Here is a 16,945-nt window from a genome sequence, read left to right on the forward strand (position 1 = left end):
CGGACGGGCGTCAGGCCGGGGTCAGCGTCAGGTACCGCTGCTGCCAGATGTCGTACAGCTCGGCACGCACCTCGTCGGGGACGACACCGGCCTCCTTCGCCAGCTCGCCGACGGTGCGCACGCCGTCCACGACGCCGAGCAGCGTGAACAGTTCCTCCGACACCCTGGCCACCGGAGCTCCGGCGTAGTCCAGGGAGATCTCGTGCCAGGCGGGACCCGCTGCGGCGGCCCCGGTGCCGTGCCGGCGTGCCAGCCTGGTCACCGGCCGCATCCGGGGAACGAGTGCGTCCAGACCGGCCGACGGGTCCGCCGAACGCCGGCGCACCAGGAAGTCCTCGACCACCAGGTAGTCCAGATCGGTGGTGAGGAAGCACGTCACCACGTCGTCGACGGTCTGCACGATCGGCTCCGCGTTGTTGTTGAAGGACGTGTTGAGCAGCACCGGTGTGCCGGTGCGCTCGCCGAAGTCCGCGACGAGCCGGTGGAACCGTTCGTTCGCGACCGGGTCGACGACCTGCACGCGCGCGGTGCCGTCGATGTGGGTGACCGCGCCCAGTTCCGGCCGGCGCTCCTCGCGGACGGGAACCACGTAAGACATGAAGTCGTAGTTCGCCTTGGTGGCGGGCAGGTCGAAGTAGTCGGCCGCGGCCTCGGCGGTGACCACGGGCGCGAACGGCCGGTAGCTCTCCCGCTGCTTCACCATCGCGTTGATCCTGGTCTGGTTCTCCGCCGGCCGGGCGTCCGCGATGATGCTCCGGTTGCCCAGCGCCCGCGGGCCGAACTCCGAACGTCCTTGCGCCCAGCCCAGGACGGAGCCGTCGGCCAGCAGTCCGGCCGCGACCGGCACGATGTCCTCGTGCCGCTCGACGTCGACCACCACACCCCACGCGCCCAGGCGGTCGCGGACCTCCGCCTCGGTGCCCAGCGCGGGGCCCGAACTCGCGGTGCGGGACCGGCGCACCGGCCGGGCCGCACCGCCCAGCTGGTCGGCCGCGAGGAAAGCGGCACCCTCGCTCGCGCCGGCGTCGTGCGACGCCGGGTGCACGAACACCTCGCGGAACAGCCCGGAGCGCAGGATGTTGCCGTTCAGGGTGGAATTGTGGGCCACGCCGCCGCCGAAACACAGCCGGGACAGGCCGGTCGACTCCGCCCAGTGCGTCAGCACGTGCAGCACGATCCTCTCCAGCGCCTCCTGGGTCGCGGCGGCGAGGTCCTTGTGCTGCTGGGTGAACGGCTCGCCCTTGCGGCGCGGCGTGATGCCCCTCGCGAGCATCGACGGGCCGACCAGGTCGGGCACCGTCATGTTCGGCAGCAGGTTGTAGTCGCCCTTGTCGCCCAGCATGTACAGCGAGCCGACGGCGTCGCGGAAGGTCGCCGGGTCGCCGTAGGGTGCCAGGCCCATCACCTTGTACTCGTCGCCGAAGCCGTAGCCGAGCAGCTGGGTGGCGTTGAGGTAGAGCATGCCCAGTGACTTGAAGACCGGGTAGTCGGCCAGCTTCTCCAGCTGTCCCTCGCCCGATCGGTAGACGGTGCCGGAGTTCTCCTCGCCGCGGCCGTCCAGGACCAGCACCAGCGACTCCGGTATCCCGGACCGGGCCACCGCCGCCACGGCGTGCGCGTCGTGGTGCGGGGTGAAGACGAGCTTGTCGTCGCCGAGATCCCAGTCGAACTCCTCGGCGAACCACTGCTTGATCAGCTGGCGGCAGTACACCGTGGGCACCTTCGGGTGGACGGTGTAGAAGAAGTTGAGCGTGGTGTCGACGAATTCCTCGGGGAAGTAGTACGCCACGCCGTCGAGCTGGTCGACCGTCACCCCCGCCGCGTCCAGGCACGCGCGGATCGCGTTGACCGGGAACTTGGTGGTCTTTTTGATCCGGTTGAACCGTTCCTCCTCGACGGCGGCGATCACCTCGCCGTCCCGCACCAGACAGGCGGCCGAGTCGTGGAACAACTGGTCCGGCATGAGGGGGACCAGATCCGAGTCCCGCGCGGAGAAGTTTCCGCTCAGCCCGAGCACCAACATCGTGACCACCCCAACCTGTCGTTGATTTGACGATCCGTCAGCCGTCGGGCTGCGGCCCCTGCCGGACCACGACACTGCGTGGACGCGGGCCCTGGGAGTTCTGCTGCAGCCTAGGCGGCACGGATAGCGGATGAATATCGCCGACGGCCGGTCCGGACGCGCCTGGTCAGGACGACGATCCGGTGCGCGGCAGCGCAAGCCGGCGGCCGGCGGGAAACACCGGCCGGGGGCGAGTTCAGCCGGCGTAGTCGGCCACGTACCGGTCGAGCAGCCGATCGAGGTGGCCGGCGCCGCCCGGCAGGACGGCGTTCGGCAGCAGGGCCCGCAACCGGGCGGTGGAGACCGTGGTGCGCGCCGGCGGGGCGTCGACGACCTCGAGCCGGGCCGGCAGGCCCATCCGAGCCCGCACCCCGGCGGCGATCGCGGTCACCGGAACCGGTGTGCCGGAGGCGACGTGCACCACCTCGCCGTGCACGCCGGCCGCCAGCAGACCGTCCGCGACGGACACGACATCGCGCACGTCGACCAGATCGCGATAGGTGTCCCGGTACAGTCGGACGGTTCCCGAACGCACCTGCTCGACGAACGCGGGCAGCAGTTGGTGCGGCCGCTGGCGTGCGCCGACGACGTGCGCCAGCCGCAGCACGAGCCAGTTCGCGCCCGAGTCCGCCACCTGCCGCTCCAGCCCGAGTTTGTGCCGCCCGTAGGGCGAACCCGGCGAGACGGGTTCCCGTTCCTCCACGCTGTGGTCGGTCGAGCCGTACATCGCGTGCGACGCGGTCGACAGCACCACCACGGTCAGCTTCTCCCGCAGGCAGCGCCGCGTCACATCGGCCATGAGCGCCCGCTCCCGGGCGAACTCCGCCGGATCGGTCACCCGTACGCTGGACACACCGGCGGCCACCACCACGGCGTGCGGGTGCCGGTCGGCGATCGTGCTGAGGTGGCTCGCGATGAAGCCCCGGCCGATGACGCGCATCAGTGCCCTCCGGACACGGTGACGACGCGCGCGGATGCCCTGACGGCGTCGAGGAGTTCGGCGGTGCACAGGGTGTCGGCGTTGGACGCCGCTGCCGGGTCCGGCACTCCGGCTCGGCGGGCTCGGACCTCGGCGGTAAAGGCGGCAGCCGATCGGGCGAACTGGTCGGCGGCCGGCGTCACGATCTCCTCGGCATGGTCCTGTTCATCGATGCGCAGCACCGGCTGGTGGGTCGCGGGTGGGGTGAACGCGCGCTCCAGCAGCAGCTGGGCGGACGAGCCCCACAGCCGGTAGCGGGAACCGTAGCTGTGCCGGAAGCCGAACTCGGCCGTCACGACCACGTCGCCGGCCGTGAGCAGCACGCTGCCGGACACGTCGACTCCGGTGACCGGATCCGCGTGCAGCACCGCGCCCGCGACCTCGATCTCGTTGCCGAACAACAGTTGTGCCGCCCGGATCGGGTAGACGCCGACGTCCAGCAGCGCCCCGCCGCCCAGTTCGGGCCGGTAACGCACGTCGGCTTCGGGAAGCGGCGGGAAGCAGAACGAGCTGGTGAAGTGCCGAGGCTCGCCGATGCGACCGGCGGTCACCAGGTCCCGCACGACCGCGTGCACCGGGTGGTGCAGGAACGTGAAGTTCTCCCGCAGCACGAGGTTGTTCGCTTCGGCCAGGCGCACCAGATCCGCGGTGTCGGCGGCGCACGTCGTCAGCGGTTTCTCCGCCAGGACGTGCTTTCCGGCCGCGAGCGCGGCCGCAGCCCACGGGTGATGGAGGGAGTTAGGCAGCGGGATGTAGACCGCGTCGATGTCGGCGCGCTCCAGCAGCGCCGCGTACCCTTCGATCGGCTCGCCGCCGAACCGCTCGGTGAACGCCGCGGCCCTGGACCGATCCCGGCTCGCGACGGCCGCGACCGACACCCCGGCCGTACCGGTCAGGGCAGGCAGCATGCGCCGCCACGCGATGGATGCCGCCCCGAGCACACCGATCCGTACCGTCGCCGCCGGGTCGACGTCCGCTCCGGGGGCGGGTTCCGTGAGAGGCCGGGCCATCAGGCGCCCCCACCCGGCGCGACCGGACGGTCGTCATCGGGGCGGGCCACGAGGCTGTGCAGGCACGCCACCAGACTGCGGCCCTGCACGTTCATGTAGTGGCTGTGCCGTAGCAACCCGACGATCTGGGCCAGGGTCATCCACCGGTGCCGGGCCGGTCCGGCGCCGTTCGCGACCACCGGGTCGACCTCGACGATCACATGCCGGGTACGGGCGTGGAAGAACCGGCCGCCCTCCTCGGAGAGTTCGGTGTCGAACCGGATCCGGTCGGCCGGTGCGGCCAGCACGTCGTCCAGGAAGGGTGGCCTGGCCTCGGCCGGCAGGTGCTCGTAGTTGTCCGGCGTGCACTGCACCGTAGGCGCCAGCTCGACGAAGTCCAGGCCCGGCTCCGTCTGGACGCCGACCAGTATGTGCAGCACCCCGGAGAACCGGGCGACCAGGAACGCCACGACGCCGAGCCCGTGCGGGGCGATCATCGGCTGCGTCCAGCTGTCGATCTCGCGGCCCCCGCCGTCCACCGCGACCGCGCGGACGTCGAAGAAGGCGCCCGTGTCGTGAGTGATCCGGTCGGGCCGGCGGCGCCAGCCGCGCACCTCGCGCAGCGGGATCGGGGTGGCCTCGATCTCGCGGCGGGACCGCAGGTCGGTGATCCAGCTCAGGATCTCGCCGTCGGTGTGCAGCGCGCCCCACTCCGTGTCGATCGACCGCACGAGGGCCGCCCGGAACCCCGACGCGCCACCGCCGAGTTCGCCCACGAGGTTCGGCCCGGAGAAGGACAGGCAGGACAGCACCGTGCGCGTGTTCATGTTGACCACGTGGTCCTCGGCGAGCAGCGCGTGCACCTGGCCCAGTGACAGCCAGCAGAAACCGGGCAGCACCTCGACGTCCGCGGTGGCCTCCACGACGATGTTGCGGTTGCGTTTGCGGTAGAACCACGAGCCCTGCTCGGACTGCAGCACGTCGGCGAGCACCGACCGCGGTGGCGCGGACAGGAACATGTCCAGATAGGGCACCGGGCGGCCGCGGTGTACCCCGGTGTAGTTGCTCTGCGTGGCCTGCACGGTCGGGGACAGTTGCAGCATGGTGCAGTTGCCCGGCTCCATCTTGGCCTGCATCAGGCAGTGCAGCACCCCGTCGAACTCCTTGACCAGGATGCCCAGCACACCGGTCTCCGGCTGGTCGATGATCGGCTGCGACCAGCTCGCCACCGGGCCGTGAGCGGCGGCCACCGACAGGCCCTCGACGACGAAGAACTTCCCGCTGTCGTGCACCAGGTTGCCGGTGTCGTCGGCGAAGCGCCAGCCGACCAGGTCGGCGAAGTCGATACCGGCGACCGTGGTGGTCCCGGCCATGGCCAGCCGTTCGGCGAACCAGGACCGGAAGTCCGGTGCGGCCGTCACGGTGCCCCGGGTGGACCGTGCCGATCGGGCGACACGCAGCGCCGCCGACGGGTCGTGGGTCCGAGGCAGACCACCGGGGGCGACCGGGGATGCGGTCATTCGGACTCCTTCGGGGATGCCCCGGCCCGCTGGCCGGGAAGAGAACGAACTTCTGCGGAGCGGGACAGGAAACGGGGTTCACCCGGAGGGCGAACAAGCGTCGTGCACGTTCCGTCGGCCGCTCCGGGGCGAAGCCGAGCCGCGGACCGGGCTGCCACCGGAAGCCGTCAGCGCGAGGTGACGGCGTGCTTCTCGATGACGTCCGCGGCGGCGGCCACGCCTCGATCGGCGCGCACCGCGGCCGCCAGCGCCGCCGCCCGCGTGGCGATCGCCGGATCGTCGACGGCGGTTCGCACGGCGGCGGCCAGCTGGTCGCCGGTCAACCGGGAGAACGGCACCGGCGGCGGTGCGACGCCCAGCGCGGCCATCCGGCTCGCCCACACCGGCTGGTCCGCGAAGCACGGTACGACGACCTGTGGCACGCCGGCGGACACCACGGCCGCGGTGGTGCCCTGGCCGCCGTGGTGCAGTACGGCGGCGGCGCGGGGCAGCAGCCAGACGAAGTCGGCGCTCTCGGTCCGGATCGCCTCGGCCCCGGCGGGCAGCGGGCCGTCCGGGCCGCCGACGACCAGCAGCCGGTGTCCGGTCGCCGTCGCTGCCGCCAGGCTCGCCGCGAGCAGGCCGGGACCGTCCACCGCCCAGGCACTGCCGAAGGAGGCCACCAGCGGCGGATCGCCGCGTTCGACGAACTCGGTCACCTCCGCCGGATTGTCCCACCGCGCGTCGTCCGACCAGTACCCGGTGATGTGACACTGCTCCGGCCAGTCCGCGGGCGGCGCGAACACGTGCGGGCTGAACTGGTACAGCAGCGGCCGGGTGGCCCCGTCGTCACGGAAGGGTGAGCGGAGCCCGAGTCGCGGCAGCCCGGCGGCGGTCCGGCCGCGGTTCACGCTGGGCCGGTACACCAGCCACTCCAGTGCGCCCATGGCCCGGTGGGTGAACCGGTTGTAACCGCCGCCCAGCGACAGCTTCGGCGCGCCCAGCGCGGGCCACGCGGCCGTCTCGGTCACCGGCCAGGACGCGACCGAACACCACGGCACGTCCGGCCGGCCCAGCGCGCCGATCCGGGTCAGCGTGGTGTTGACGACCATGTCCGCGCCCTCGCCGGCGGCCACCATCTCGTCGATCAGGGCCTGCTGCTGGGCACCGGTCAGCCGTGGCGCCGCCATGGCCATCCGGTACATCGACGGCCCACGCCGCAGGGCGGCCTGCACCTTCGGATCGCGCAGCACCGAGTCGGCGTACCCGGCGGGCAGCGCTTCGAGAGCCCGGAAGCCGAGACCGGCCCGGTCGGCCATGCTCTTGAACTCCGCCCCGGCTGCCAGCACCACCTCGTGCCCGCGAGCCTTCAGCTCGACGCCGAGCACCACGAACGGCTGCACGTCACCGCGCGAACCGATGGTCAGCAGGACGATCCGCATCGTTCTCCTCGAGTCCGTCACTCCGCCGGACGGGCGTCAGGCCGGGGTCGGCGTCAGGTACCGGTGCTGTCGGTGGCCCTCGCCCGTCGATGAGCCGACAGCCCGTCCGCCGTCGAGCGGTCCCGGCCGGGCCGAGCCTAGGCGGGACGGATAGCGTCGGAATATCGCCGGACGGCGGACCCCGGATCGGGTCGTGGCCGGTGCGCTCCCGGCGGACCGGCCACGCCCATGGCGCACGCGTTCTCGGCGGGCTCCCGGACGAGGTGGTCCGGACGCCCGCCGTGGGCCGTCCTCGGCAGGGGGACCCTCACGCCGGGGCCACGACCGAGGTGTCCGTGGCGGGTCGCGCCGTCAGGTCGGGGGCGATGAGCCGGACGGTCGTGGAGGGGGGCCGGGGTGCGGCGACGAGATGGAGCCGTTCGACCTCGGCCGACTCCTGCTCCTCCGCTCCCTCCGCTCCCTCCGCTCCCTCCGCTCCCTGCGCCGCCCGTGCCGGCGCGGTCCGCACGGCGTCGCGACAGGCGCAGGGCTCCTCGTCGAAGCCGGCGAACCGGTAGGCGACCTCCATCATGCGGTTGCGGTCCGTCCGCCGGAAGTCGGCCACGAGATGGACGCCGGCCGCGGCGGCCCGGTCCACGAGCCAGTTCAGGATGACCGATCCGGCGCCGAAGGAGACCACGCGGCAGGAGGTGGCGAGCAGCTTCAGGTGCCACACGGCCGGGTGCTTCTCGACCAGCGTGACGCCGACGGCCCCGTGCGGTCCGAACCGGTCGGTGAGGGTGGTGACCAGGACCTCGTGGCCGGGGTCCGCCGACAGCTCGCGCAGTGTCCGGTCGGAGTAGTGCACTCCGGTGGCGTTCATCTGGCTGGTGCGCAGGGTGAGTTCCTCGACCCTGGTGATCTCCTCCTCGGTGGCCCGTCCGATGCGCATGACCAGGTCGAGGGAGCGGAGGAACTCCTCGTCGGGGCCCTCGTAGGCGGACCGTTCGGTCTCCCTGCGGAAGCCGGCCTGGTACATCTCGCGCCGGCGCCGGGAGTCCACCGTGCTCACGGCGGGGCTGAACTCGGGCAGGCCGGTGAGGGCGACCGCCTCCTCGGCGGGGTAGCACCGGACGTCCGGGAGGTGGTAGGCGACCTCGGCCCGTTCGGCGGGCTGGTCGTCGATGAAGGCGATGGTCCGGTGGGCGAAGTTCAGGCCCTCGGCGATCCGCCGGACCGCCTCGGACTTGGGTCCCCAGCCGATCTCGGGCAGGACGAAGTACTCGGCGACGCCCAGCGCTTCGAGACGTGCCCAGGCCAGATCGTGGTCGTTGCGGCTGCAGACGGACTGCAGGACGCCCCGCGCGTCGAGTTCGACGATCGCCGCCCGTATCGCGTCGGACAGCGATACCTCCGCGTCCTCCAGCAGCGTGCCCTGCCAGAGGGTGTTGTCCAGGTCCCAGACCAGGCACTTCACCAGGGCCGGCGCGTCGGCGCCGGTCTTGTCGCTCATGTCTGCTCCACACTTGTCAACGCGTGCTGGGCGAGCAGGAGTTCGCACATCTCGTTGCTGCCCTCGATGATCTCCATGAGTTTGGCGTCCCGGTAGGCGCGGGCCACCGGATGGCCGTCCTGGGCTCCCGCCGACGCCATGACCTGGACGGCGGACGCGGCCCCGCGGGCGGCGTGGCCGGCGCTGACGTGTTTGGCGAGGATGGTGGCGACGACCATGTCGGGGGACCCGTTGTCCCAGCGGTGGCTGGCGTGTTCGCAGGCGCGGGAGGCGACCTGTTCCGCGACGAAGAGGTCGGCCAGGTGCTTGGCGACGAGCTGGTGACGGGCCAGCGGCTGCCCGAACTGCTCGCGGGACGCGGCGTGCCGGGTCGTCGCGGCCAGGCAGGCGCGCAGGATTCCGACGCATCCCCAGGCGACCGACATCCGCCCGTAGGCCAGGGCGGTGGTCACGAGCAGCGGCAGGGACAGGCCCTCGCCGCCCAGCACGCTGTCGGCGGGGAGGCGTACGGAGTCGAGGCGGACCTCGGCGTGGCCTGCGGCGCGGCAGCCCAGGGGGTCGGCCACCCGCCGTACGTCGACGCCCGGGGCCCGGGCGGGCACGACCACGGCGGCGGCGCCGTCGCCCATCCGTCCGAAGACGATGAGCAGGTCGGCGTAGTGGGCGGCGGTCATCCACACCTTGTGGCCGTCGACCACGACGGTGTCGCCGTCGACGGTGATGCGGGTGTCGATGCCCGACAGATCGCTGCCGGCCTGGCTCTCGCTGAAGCCGACGGCGGCCAGTTCGCCCGAGGTGAGACGGGGCAGCAGTGCGCGGCGCTGCGCCTCGTCGCCGAGCCGTTCGACGGTCCAGGCGGCCATGCCCTGGGAGGTCATGACGCTGCGCAGGGAGCTGCACAGACTGCCGACGTGGGCGGTGAACTCGCCACCGGTGCGGCTGTCCCAGCCGAGGCCGCCGTACTCGGTGGGCACGCCGGTGCACAACTGCCCGGCGGCGCCGAGCTTTCTCAGCAGCTCGGCGGGGAGCAGTCCCGAGCGGTCCCAGTCACCGGCCCGGTCACCGACGAGGCCGGTGACCGAGGCGGTCGCCTCGGCGAGGAGCTCACTCACCGCCGTCCCCGGCTGCCGCGCGCAGACGGCGGACCAGTGCCGCCATTCCCGTGACGGTACGGAAGTTGTCCAGCCGCAGGTCGGCGCCCCGGATCGCGATGCCGTAGGACTTCTCCAGGTGGACGACGAGTTCCATGGCGAACAGGGACGAGAGCCCGCCGGCCGCGAAGAGGTCGGTGTCCTCCTCCCAGACGGTCTTGGTGCGTACGTGCAGGAAGTCGAGGAGTTCCTTCTCCACGGTTCCCTCGGATGGCATGGTCATGACTTTCATCCCTCGTATTCGTAGAAACCACGGCCGGACTTCCGGCCGATGTCGCCCGCCCGGACCTTCTCCAACAGCAGGTCGCACGGACGGCAGCCGCCGTCGCCGGTGCGCTCGTACAGCACGTTCAGCGAGTCGACGAGGTTGTCGATGCCGATGAGGTCCGCGGTGCGCAGCGGACCCGTGGCGTGCCCCAGGCAGCCCTGCATCAGGGCGTCGACGTCCTCGGCGGTCGCGGTCCCCTCCTGCACCACCCGGGCCGCGTCGTTGATCATCGGGTGCAGGACCCGGCTGGTCACGAAGCCGGGGGCGTCCCGGACCACGACGGGCCGGCGGCGCAGGGTGGTGAGCAGGGTCCGTACGGAGTCCATGGCGGCCTCGCCGGTGCGGGCGCCGCGGATGACCTCGACCGTGCGGATCAGATAGGACGGGTTCATGAAATGCGTGCCGACGAGTTCTGCCGGACGCACGGCGGCCGAGGCCAGTTCGTCAATGGGAATGGACGACGTGTTGGACACCAGGAGAGTACCAGGCGAAACGATCGCGGAAACCTCCGCGATCACTTTCTCCTTGAGCTCCGCGATTTCCGTGACGGCTTCGATGACCGCGGTCGATCCGGCCGCTTCCGACACCGAATCACCGATGACGAGTCCCCCGACGGGAAGGTCGTCCGGCAGGGCGCCCATCAGCCGCGCGAGCCGTAGTTCGTGGGCGATGCGGGCTTCCGCCTCCGCGCGTTTGGCCTGGTCGACGTCGATGAGCGTCACGGGCACACCGTGTCCGACCGCCAGCGTGGTGATGCCGACACCCATGACGCCGGCGCCGAGCACGGCGAGACGGAGCTTTTCACCCGAGGCTTCGGAATCGTTTTCCAACATATCGCTCCACTTTTCTTCGGCGGGTTCTTCAGGGTTCTTGAAGTGAATTACGAAATGACCGAATCCAGCCATCCCGTGACGGCGTCGACCGTCGTGCGCAGATGCTGTTCCATCATCGACCAGTGATTTCCCGGAACGTCCAGGACGGAATGCGCGGACGGCCACGAGGCCCGCCAGTCGATGTCGCTGTCCGGTGCCGGTTCCGCCAGCGGGCTGGATGCCCGGACCAGCAGCACGGGCGCCGCGACGGGGGGCGGCTCCCAGTCGTCCAGGAGCTGGAAGTAGCGGCCCATGGCGGTCAGCCGGGTGCCGTCCATGGGGGCGGCCCGGTCCTCGCGCTCGAACATGCCGCTGACCAGTACGTCGTCGAACTGGGTCATCGCCTCGTCCCCGGACAGATACGTGTCCAGCAGCACCACGGCGGCCGGGCCGGCCCCGAGCGCTTCCAGGCGGGCGGCGGCGGCGTGCGCGAGGGTGCCGCCCGACGAGGAACCGAGCAGCACCTTCGGCCGGTCGCCGAGGCGCCGCAGGAGGACCTCGGTCTGGAAGTCCAGCAGGGCGGACATGCCCGCGGGCAGCGGCTCGTCGGGGGCGAAGCCGGGCGCGTCCAGCGCGCTGACGCCGTAGCGGCCCTCGAAGGCGGACGCGAAACGGCTGTACTGATGGGCTCCGCCGAGCGCCACCACCGAGGCGAAGCAGACCAGTTCGGGCGCGTCGTCGCGGATGTGCAGCCGCAGCAGCTCCGGACGCCGTCCGGACGAGCTCAGCAGCTCGGGGCCGGACCCGAAGTCGGGGCGGAGCTTCGCGGCCTGCTGGAGGATCTGGATGCCCTCGTGGATCCGGCCCACCTCGCACGCCTGCCGGAACAGGGCGCTGACCGGGTCGTGCGGCGGTTCACCGGCCTGTCGCCCGGCTCCGGGAGCGGTAGCGCGGGTCAGTTCCGCCCGCAGGTGCTCGGCCAGCCGGGCGGGGGTTCCCGCGTCGAGTACGGCGGTGGGGCGCAGCCGCAGGTCGAGCGCGGCGGCGAGGCGGTTGCGCAGTTCGACGGCGGTCAGCGAGTCGAAGCCGCTCTCCAGGAAGGCGTCACCCCCGGACAGCGCGTCCGGGTCGGCGTGGCCGAGCACCTCGGCCGCCTGGGTTCGCACCAGCCGCAGCAGGATCTCACCCTGTTCGGCCTCCGGCGCGGCGGCCAGCCGCGGCCGCAACGACACGTCGGCCTGCGGGCCGCGCCGACGTGCGGCGGGGGTCCGGACCAGCGCCCGCAGCAGGTGGGGCACCGGGCCACCGGGCCGGGCCCGGAGGTCGAGGCCCACCGGCACGAGGACCGGGTCGTCGCCCGCCAGTGCGGCGTCGAACAGGGCCAGGCCCTCCTCGGTGGGCAGGGCGCGCACCCCGCTCCGGGCCATCCGCCGCAGATCCGTGTCGCCGAGGCCGTCGGTCAGACCGGTGCGCTGTTCCCACAGGCCCCAGGCCAGGGAGGTGCCGGGCAGCCCCGCCCGGTGGCGGGCGGCGGCCAGGGCGTCGGTGAAGGCGTTGGCGGCGGCGTAGGCGGACTGGCCCGGACTGCCGAAGACACCGGCGGAGGAGGAGAACAGGACGAACGCCGTCAGGTCCTGGTCCCGGGTCAGCTCGTGCAGGTTCCAGGCGCCGTCGGCCTTGGGGCGCAGGACGGCCGACAGCCGCTCGGGGGTGAGGGCGGTCACCAGCCCGTCGTCCAGCACGCCCGCCGTGTGCACCACGGCGCGCAGCGGGTGCTCCGGGGGGATGGCCGCGAGGCAGCCGGCCAGCGCCTCCCGGTCGGCCACGTCGCACGCCGCGACGGTGACCTCGGCTCCCGCCGCGCTCAGCTCCTCCGTGAGCGCGGCCATGCCCTCGGCGGCGGCGCCCCGGCGGCCGAGCAGCAGCAGATGCCGTACGCCGTGAGTGGTGACCAGGTGACGGGCCACCAGTCCGCCCAGGGTGCCTCCGCCGCCGGTGACGAGGACGGTCCCCTCCGGGCCGAACCCGGCGAGCCGGTCGGCGACGGGCGGGCGGCCCAGGCGGGGCACGTACAAGATGCCGTCGCGCAGGGCCAGTTGGGGTTCGCCCTCGGCCAGGGCGGTGGCGAGGGCCGCTTCGAGGCCGTCGCCGCCGTCGGTGTCCAGCAGGACGAAGCGGCCGGGGTGCTCCAGCTGGGCGGTGCGCAGCAGCCCCCAGGCGGCGGCGCCCCCGAGGTCCGCGGGGGCGCCGTCGAGGTCGACCGCGCCACGGGTGAGCAGCACCAGCGGGGTGTCGGTGAACTTCGGCTCCGCCAGCCAGCGTCGGAGCAGGTCCAGTACGGCGCCCACGCTGGCGCGGGCCGCTTCGGGGCCCGTGCCCTCGGCGGGCGGGCACAGGGCCAGCACGGCGTCGGACGTGGCGGGCACGTCGGCGAGGCCGGGGCACCGGTCGGCCCGGAAGCCGGCCGGCAGCAGGTCGCCGTCGCAGGCGCCGAGCGCGGCCCAGGTGCCGTGGGACGGTTCGGTGCCGGGCAACCGGGTCCAGTCGAGGCGGAACAGGGACCGCTCGGCGGCGGCCGGAGCACCCGCCGCCGCCCGCAGGGTCAGCGCGCCGACGGTGACGACCGGGCGGCCGGTGCGGTCGGTGATCCGTACCGACACGGCATCGCCGCCCTGCTCGGCCGGGGCCAGCACGACCCTCAGGACCGGGTCGGCCGCCGGGGCGAGGGTGACGTCGTGCCAGGAGAAGGGCAGCGGCACGGCTCCCGTGCGGCCCGGGGCCGTGCCCCGGGTGCCGTCGGGGCGCAGAGCCACCGTCTGCAGCGCGGCGTCGAGCAGGGCCGGGTGGACGGCGAAGCCGCTCTCGCGGGTCCCCGGCACCGACTCGGGCAGAGCCACCTCGGCATGGATCTCGTCGCCGACCCGCCAGGCGGCACGCAGGCCCTGGAAGAGCGGGCCGTAGTGGACCCCGGCCGCCTCGAAGTCCGCGTACAGGTGGTCGAGGTCGAGGCGTTCGGCGCCGTCGCCGGGCGGCCACCGGCCGGGGTCACCCTGTGCGGCCGCGGGCATCCCGGCCAGGGTGCCCCCCGCGTGGCGGACCCACGGTTCGGTGGACTCGGGGTCGTCGGGGCGGGAGTACAGCGCCACGGCCCGGCGGCCGTCGGGGTCGGGCGCGTCCACGGTCAGGCGGAGTCGTCGGGCCTCGTCGGCGGCGAGGACCAGGGGTGCGGCCAGGGTGAGTTCCTCGACGGTGGCGCAGCCGACGTGGGCGGCGGCGTGGGCGGCCATCTCCACGAAGGCGACGCCGGGCAGCAGCACCGTGCCGGAGACCGCGTGGTCCGCGAGCCAGGGGTGGGTGCGCAGGGCGAGGCGCCCGGTGAAGAGGACGCCGTCGCCGTCGGGCAGATCCACGGCCGCGGTCAGCAGCGGGTGCCCCGTCTCCGTCTGGCCCGCCGACTCGGGGTCCCCGGCGTGCGCGGGCACGTCGAGCCAGTAGTGGGTGCGCTGGAAGGCGTACGTCGGCAGGTCGGTCAGGCGCGCCCCGGTGCCGTCGAACGCGCGCCGCCAGTCGACGGCCACGCCGTTCGCGTGCGCCTCGCCGAGCGCCAGCAGCATCCGGTGCAGACCGCCCTCGTCGCGCCGCAGGGTGCCCAGCACCACGGCGTCGTCCGCGCCGGCGTCGGCCGCGGTGTCGCCGATGCCGTAGGTGAGCAGCGGGTGGGGGCTCACCTCGACGAAGGTGCGGTGCCCGGCGTCGAGGAGCAGGCGTATCGCGTCGTGGAAGCGGACGGTCTGGCGGAGGTTGCGGTACCAGTACGCGTGGGTGAGGTCGCCGGCACCGATCCAGTCGGCGTCCACGGTGGACACCAGGGGCACGGCCGGGGCCTGGGGAGCGAGCGAGGACAGGTCCTCGCGCAGCCGGTCCCGTACGGTGCTCACGTCGTCCGAGTGGGAGGCGTAGTCCACCGGGATGCGCCAGGCCATGACGCCCTCGGCGGAGAGTTCGTCGACGAGGGCGCCGACCTCGTCGCCGGGTCCGGCGACGACGAGCACGCGTGGCCCGTTGACGGCGGCGACCGTGACCTTGCCCGAGCGGCGTTCCAGGTACGGGGCGAGTTCGGCCGCGGAGAGCACGACGGTGGCCATGCCCCCGCCACCGGCGAGCCCGGCCAGCGCCCGGCTGCGCAGCGCCACCACGCGGGCCCCGTCCTCCAGGGTGAGAGCACCCGCGACACAGGCGGCGGCGACCTCGCCCTGGCTGTGGCCGACGACGGCGGCGGGCTCGACGCCGTACGACCGCCACAGCGCGGCCAGCGACACCATCACGGAGAACAGCACGGGCTGGAGGACGTCCACCCGGTCCAGCGACGGCGCACCGGGCGCGCCGCGCAGGACGTCGGTGACCGACCAGTCGATGTGCGGGGCGAGTGCCTGGGCGCAGTCCGCCATGCCGGCCGCGAACGCGGGTGACTCGTCGAGCAGTTCGGCGGCCATGCCGGGCCACTGCGAGCCGAGGCCGGGGAAGACGAAGACGGCCTTGCGTCCGGGCAGCGCGCGGGCGGAGACGACCGCCGCATCGGGCCGTCCGGCGGCCAGCGCGGCCAGGCCGGACAGCAGGGCGGGACGGTCGTCGCCGACGACGACGGCACGGTCGGCGAAGGAGGACCGGGCCGTGGCCAGGGAGAAGCCCACGTCCAGGGGGTGTGCCCGCGGGGTGTCGGTCAGTTGGGCGTGCAGGGCGGCGGCCTGGCCGCGCAGTGCCGCCTCGCCCTTCGCGGACAGCGCCCAGGCCACGGGGCCGGGTCCCTCGGCACGTCCCTCGTCCTCGGCGGGTACGTCGGCGGGCGCCGCCTCCAGAACGGTGTGGGCGTTGGTGCCGCTCGCGCCGAAGGAGGAGACGCCGGCGCGGCGGGGGTGATCGGTCTCCGGCCAGGGGGTGGCCGTGGTGAGCAGGGCGATGTTGCCCTCGGTCCAGTCGACCTGCGGGGTGGGACGGTCGAGGTGCAGGGTGCGGGGCAGCAGGCCGTGGCGCATCGCGAGCACCATCTTCATGACGCCGCCGACGCCGGCGGCGGCCTGGGTGTGGGTGAGGTTGGACTTGAGCGAGCCGAGCAGCAGCGGCCGGTCCGCCGGGCGGTCCTGGCCGTAGGTGGCCAGCAGCGCCTGAGCCTCGATGGGGTCGCCGAGGCGGGTCCCCGTGCCGTGGGCCTCCACCGCGTCGACCTCGGCCGGCGCGAGGCCGGCCGACGCCAGGGCCTGCTGGATCACCCGTTGCTGGGAGGGGCCGTTGGGGGCGGTCATGCCGTTGCTGGCGCCGTCCTGGTTGACCGCCGAGCCCCGCACCAGGGCGAGCACGGGGTGGCCGTTGCGCCGGGCGTCCGAGAGCCGTTCGAGGAGCAGCACGCCGACGCCCTCGCCGAAGCCGGCGCCGTCGGCGGCCGCGGCGAACGACTTGCTGCGGCCGTCCGGCGCCAGTCCGCGCTGGCGGCTGAACCCGACGTACAGGCTCGGTGTGGACATCACCGTGACACCGCCCGCCAGGGCGAGGGAGATCTCCCCCGCCCGCAGCGCCTGGCAGGCCAGGTGGAGGGCGACCAGCGACGACGAGCACGCGGTGTCGATGGTGACGGCCGGGCCCTCCAGGCCGAGGGTGTAGGCGATCCGGCCGGTGACCACGCTGGGCACGGTGCCGGTGCCGATGAACGCCTCGACGTCCGCCGGTATCCGGGCCAGCCGGGCGCCGTACTCGTTGTACATGACGCCCGCGTAGACGCCGGTGCGGCTGCCGCGCAGGGACAGCGGGTCGATGCCACCGCGTTCGACGGCCTCCCAGCAGGTCTCCAGCAGGAGCCGCTGCTGGGGGTCCATGGCCAGGGCCTCACGGGGCGAGATCCCGAAGAAGCCGGCGTCGAAGCCGCAGGCGTCGTGCAGGAAGCCGCCCTCCCGGGTGGTGGACGTCCCCGGGGTGTCGGGGTCGGGGTCGTACAGCGCGGCGGCGTCCCAGCCCCGGTCGGCGGGGAACTCGCTGACCGCGTCGCGTTCTTCGGCGAGCAGCCGCCACAGGTCCTCCGGGGTGCGGACCCCGCCCGGGAAGCGGCAGCTCATGGCGACGATGGCGACCGGTTCCCGGGACCGGTCGCGCAGCCGTGTGTTCTCGCCGCGCAGCCGCTCGTTCTCCAGCAGGGAGGCGCGCAGCGCCTCGACCACCTTGTCCGTGGACATCCCTCTCCTCACATCCTCTTCCGGGCCGGC

At 73.2% G+C, this 16,945-nt stretch carries 10 protein-coding genes; all 10 read right to left on the reverse strand.

Going from position 1 to position 16,945, the window contains the following annotated elements; translation table 11 throughout:
• Positions 1 to 10 precede the first annotated feature (10 nt).
• The 10 genes from PYR72_RS03200 to PYR72_RS03245 all read right to left on the reverse strand — a co-directional run bounded on the left by PYR72_RS03200 (position 11) and on the right by PYR72_RS03245 (position 16,915).
• Positions 11 to 2,023: a carbamoyltransferase C-terminal domain-containing protein gene (locus PYR72_RS03200; protein ID WP_275453758.1), complete on the reverse strand. Its 2,013-nt coding sequence runs from the start codon at positions 2,021 to 2,023 to the stop codon at positions 11 to 13.
• A 235-nt stretch (positions 2,024 to 2,258) separates the two neighbouring features.
• Positions 2,259 to 3,002, reverse strand: a complete 744-nt coding sequence (locus tag PYR72_RS03205) for an NAD(P)-dependent oxidoreductase (RefSeq protein ID WP_275453759.1) — start codon at positions 3,000 to 3,002, stop codon at positions 2,259 to 2,261.
• Positions 3,002 to 4,051, reverse strand: coding sequence for a Gfo/Idh/MocA family oxidoreductase (locus PYR72_RS03210; protein WP_275453760.1), 1,050 nt, complete (start codon positions 4,049 to 4,051; stop codon positions 3,002 to 3,004). The genes PYR72_RS03205 and PYR72_RS03210 overlap by 1 nt, the downstream gene beginning before the upstream one ends.
• The gene (locus PYR72_RS03215; RefSeq protein WP_275453761.1) at positions 4,051 to 5,550 is read right to left on the reverse strand and encodes an NDP-hexose 2,3-dehydratase family protein; all 1,500 of its coding nucleotides are present in this window, start codon (positions 5,548 to 5,550) and stop codon (positions 4,051 to 4,053) included. The genes PYR72_RS03210 and PYR72_RS03215 overlap by 1 nt, the downstream gene beginning before the upstream one ends.
• 167 nt (positions 5,551 to 5,717) lie before the next feature.
• Positions 5,718 to 6,971 (reverse strand): glycosyltransferase, encoded by a 1,254-nt coding sequence (locus PYR72_RS03220; protein ID WP_275453762.1) that lies wholly within the window; start codon positions 6,969 to 6,971, stop codon positions 5,718 to 5,720.
• 307 nt (positions 6,972 to 7,278) lie between these two features.
• Positions 7,279 to 8,463: an HAD-IIIC family phosphatase gene (locus PYR72_RS03225; RefSeq protein ID WP_275453763.1), complete on the reverse strand. Its 1,185-nt coding sequence runs from the start codon at positions 8,461 to 8,463 to the stop codon at positions 7,279 to 7,281.
• Positions 8,460 to 9,575 (reverse strand): acyl-CoA dehydrogenase family protein, encoded by a 1,116-nt coding sequence (locus PYR72_RS03230; protein WP_275453764.1) that lies wholly within the window; start codon positions 9,573 to 9,575, stop codon positions 8,460 to 8,462. Before PYR72_RS03230 ends, PYR72_RS03225 begins: the two co-directional genes overlap by 4 nt.
• The gene (locus PYR72_RS03235; RefSeq protein WP_180303649.1) at positions 9,568 to 9,846 is read right to left on the reverse strand and encodes an acyl carrier protein; all 279 of its coding nucleotides are present in this window, start codon (positions 9,844 to 9,846) and stop codon (positions 9,568 to 9,570) included. The genes PYR72_RS03230 and PYR72_RS03235 overlap by 8 nt, the downstream gene beginning before the upstream one ends.
• Entirely contained in the window at positions 9,843 to 10,715 is an 873-nt protein-coding gene (locus PYR72_RS03240; RefSeq protein WP_275460323.1) for a 3-hydroxyacyl-CoA dehydrogenase family protein, read from the reverse strand. Before PYR72_RS03240 ends, PYR72_RS03235 begins: the two co-directional genes overlap by 4 nt.
• 47 nt (positions 10,716 to 10,762) lie before the next feature.
• Positions 10,763 to 16,915 carry a type I polyketide synthase gene (locus PYR72_RS03245; RefSeq protein WP_275453765.1) on the reverse strand — a complete coding sequence of 2,051 codons (6,153 nt, stop codon included), beginning with the start codon at positions 16,913 to 16,915 and terminating at the stop codon, positions 10,763 to 10,765.
• Positions 16,916 to 16,945 lie beyond the last annotated feature (30 nt).

Origin of the sequence: Streptomyces sp. VNUA24 (genome assembly GCF_029167005.1) — a bacterium.
GTDB classification, from domain to species: Bacteria; Actinomycetota; Actinomycetes; order Streptomycetales; family Streptomycetaceae; genus Streptomyces; species Streptomyces scabiei.

Excerpts from the sequence above, each read along its gene's own strand:
- PYR72_RS03200 (WP_275453758.1), bottom strand. The coding sequence starts at position 2,023 with ATGTTGGTGCTCGGGCTGAGCGGAAACTTCTCCGCGCGGGACTCGGAT.
- PYR72_RS03205 (WP_275453759.1), bottom strand. The coding sequence starts at position 3,002 with ATGCGCGTCATCGGCCGGGGCTTCATCGCGAGCCACCTCAGCACGATC.
- PYR72_RS03210 (WP_275453760.1), bottom strand. The coding sequence starts at position 4,051 with ATGGCCCGGCCTCTCACGGAACCCGCCCCCGGAGCGGACGTCGACCCG.
- PYR72_RS03215 (WP_275453761.1), bottom strand. The coding sequence starts at position 5,550 with ATGACCGCATCCCCGGTCGCCCCCGGTGGTCTGCCTCGGACCCACGAC.
- PYR72_RS03220 (WP_275453762.1), bottom strand. The coding sequence starts at position 6,971 with ATGCGGATCGTCCTGCTGACCATCGGTTCGCGCGGTGACGTGCAGCCG.
- PYR72_RS03225 (WP_275453763.1), bottom strand. The coding sequence starts at position 8,463 with ATGAGCGACAAGACCGGCGCCGACGCGCCGGCCCTGGTGAAGTGCCTG.
- PYR72_RS03235 (WP_180303649.1), bottom strand. The coding sequence starts at position 9,846 with ATGAAAGTCATGACCATGCCATCCGAGGGAACCGTGGAGAAGGAACTC.
- PYR72_RS03240 (WP_275460323.1), bottom strand. The coding sequence starts at position 10,715 with ATGTTGGAAAACGATTCCGAAGCCTCGGGTGAAAAGCTCCGTCTCGCC.
- PYR72_RS03245 (WP_275453765.1), bottom strand. The coding sequence starts at position 16,915 with ATGTCCACGGACAAGGTGGTCGAGGCGCTGCGCGCCTCCCTGCTGGAG.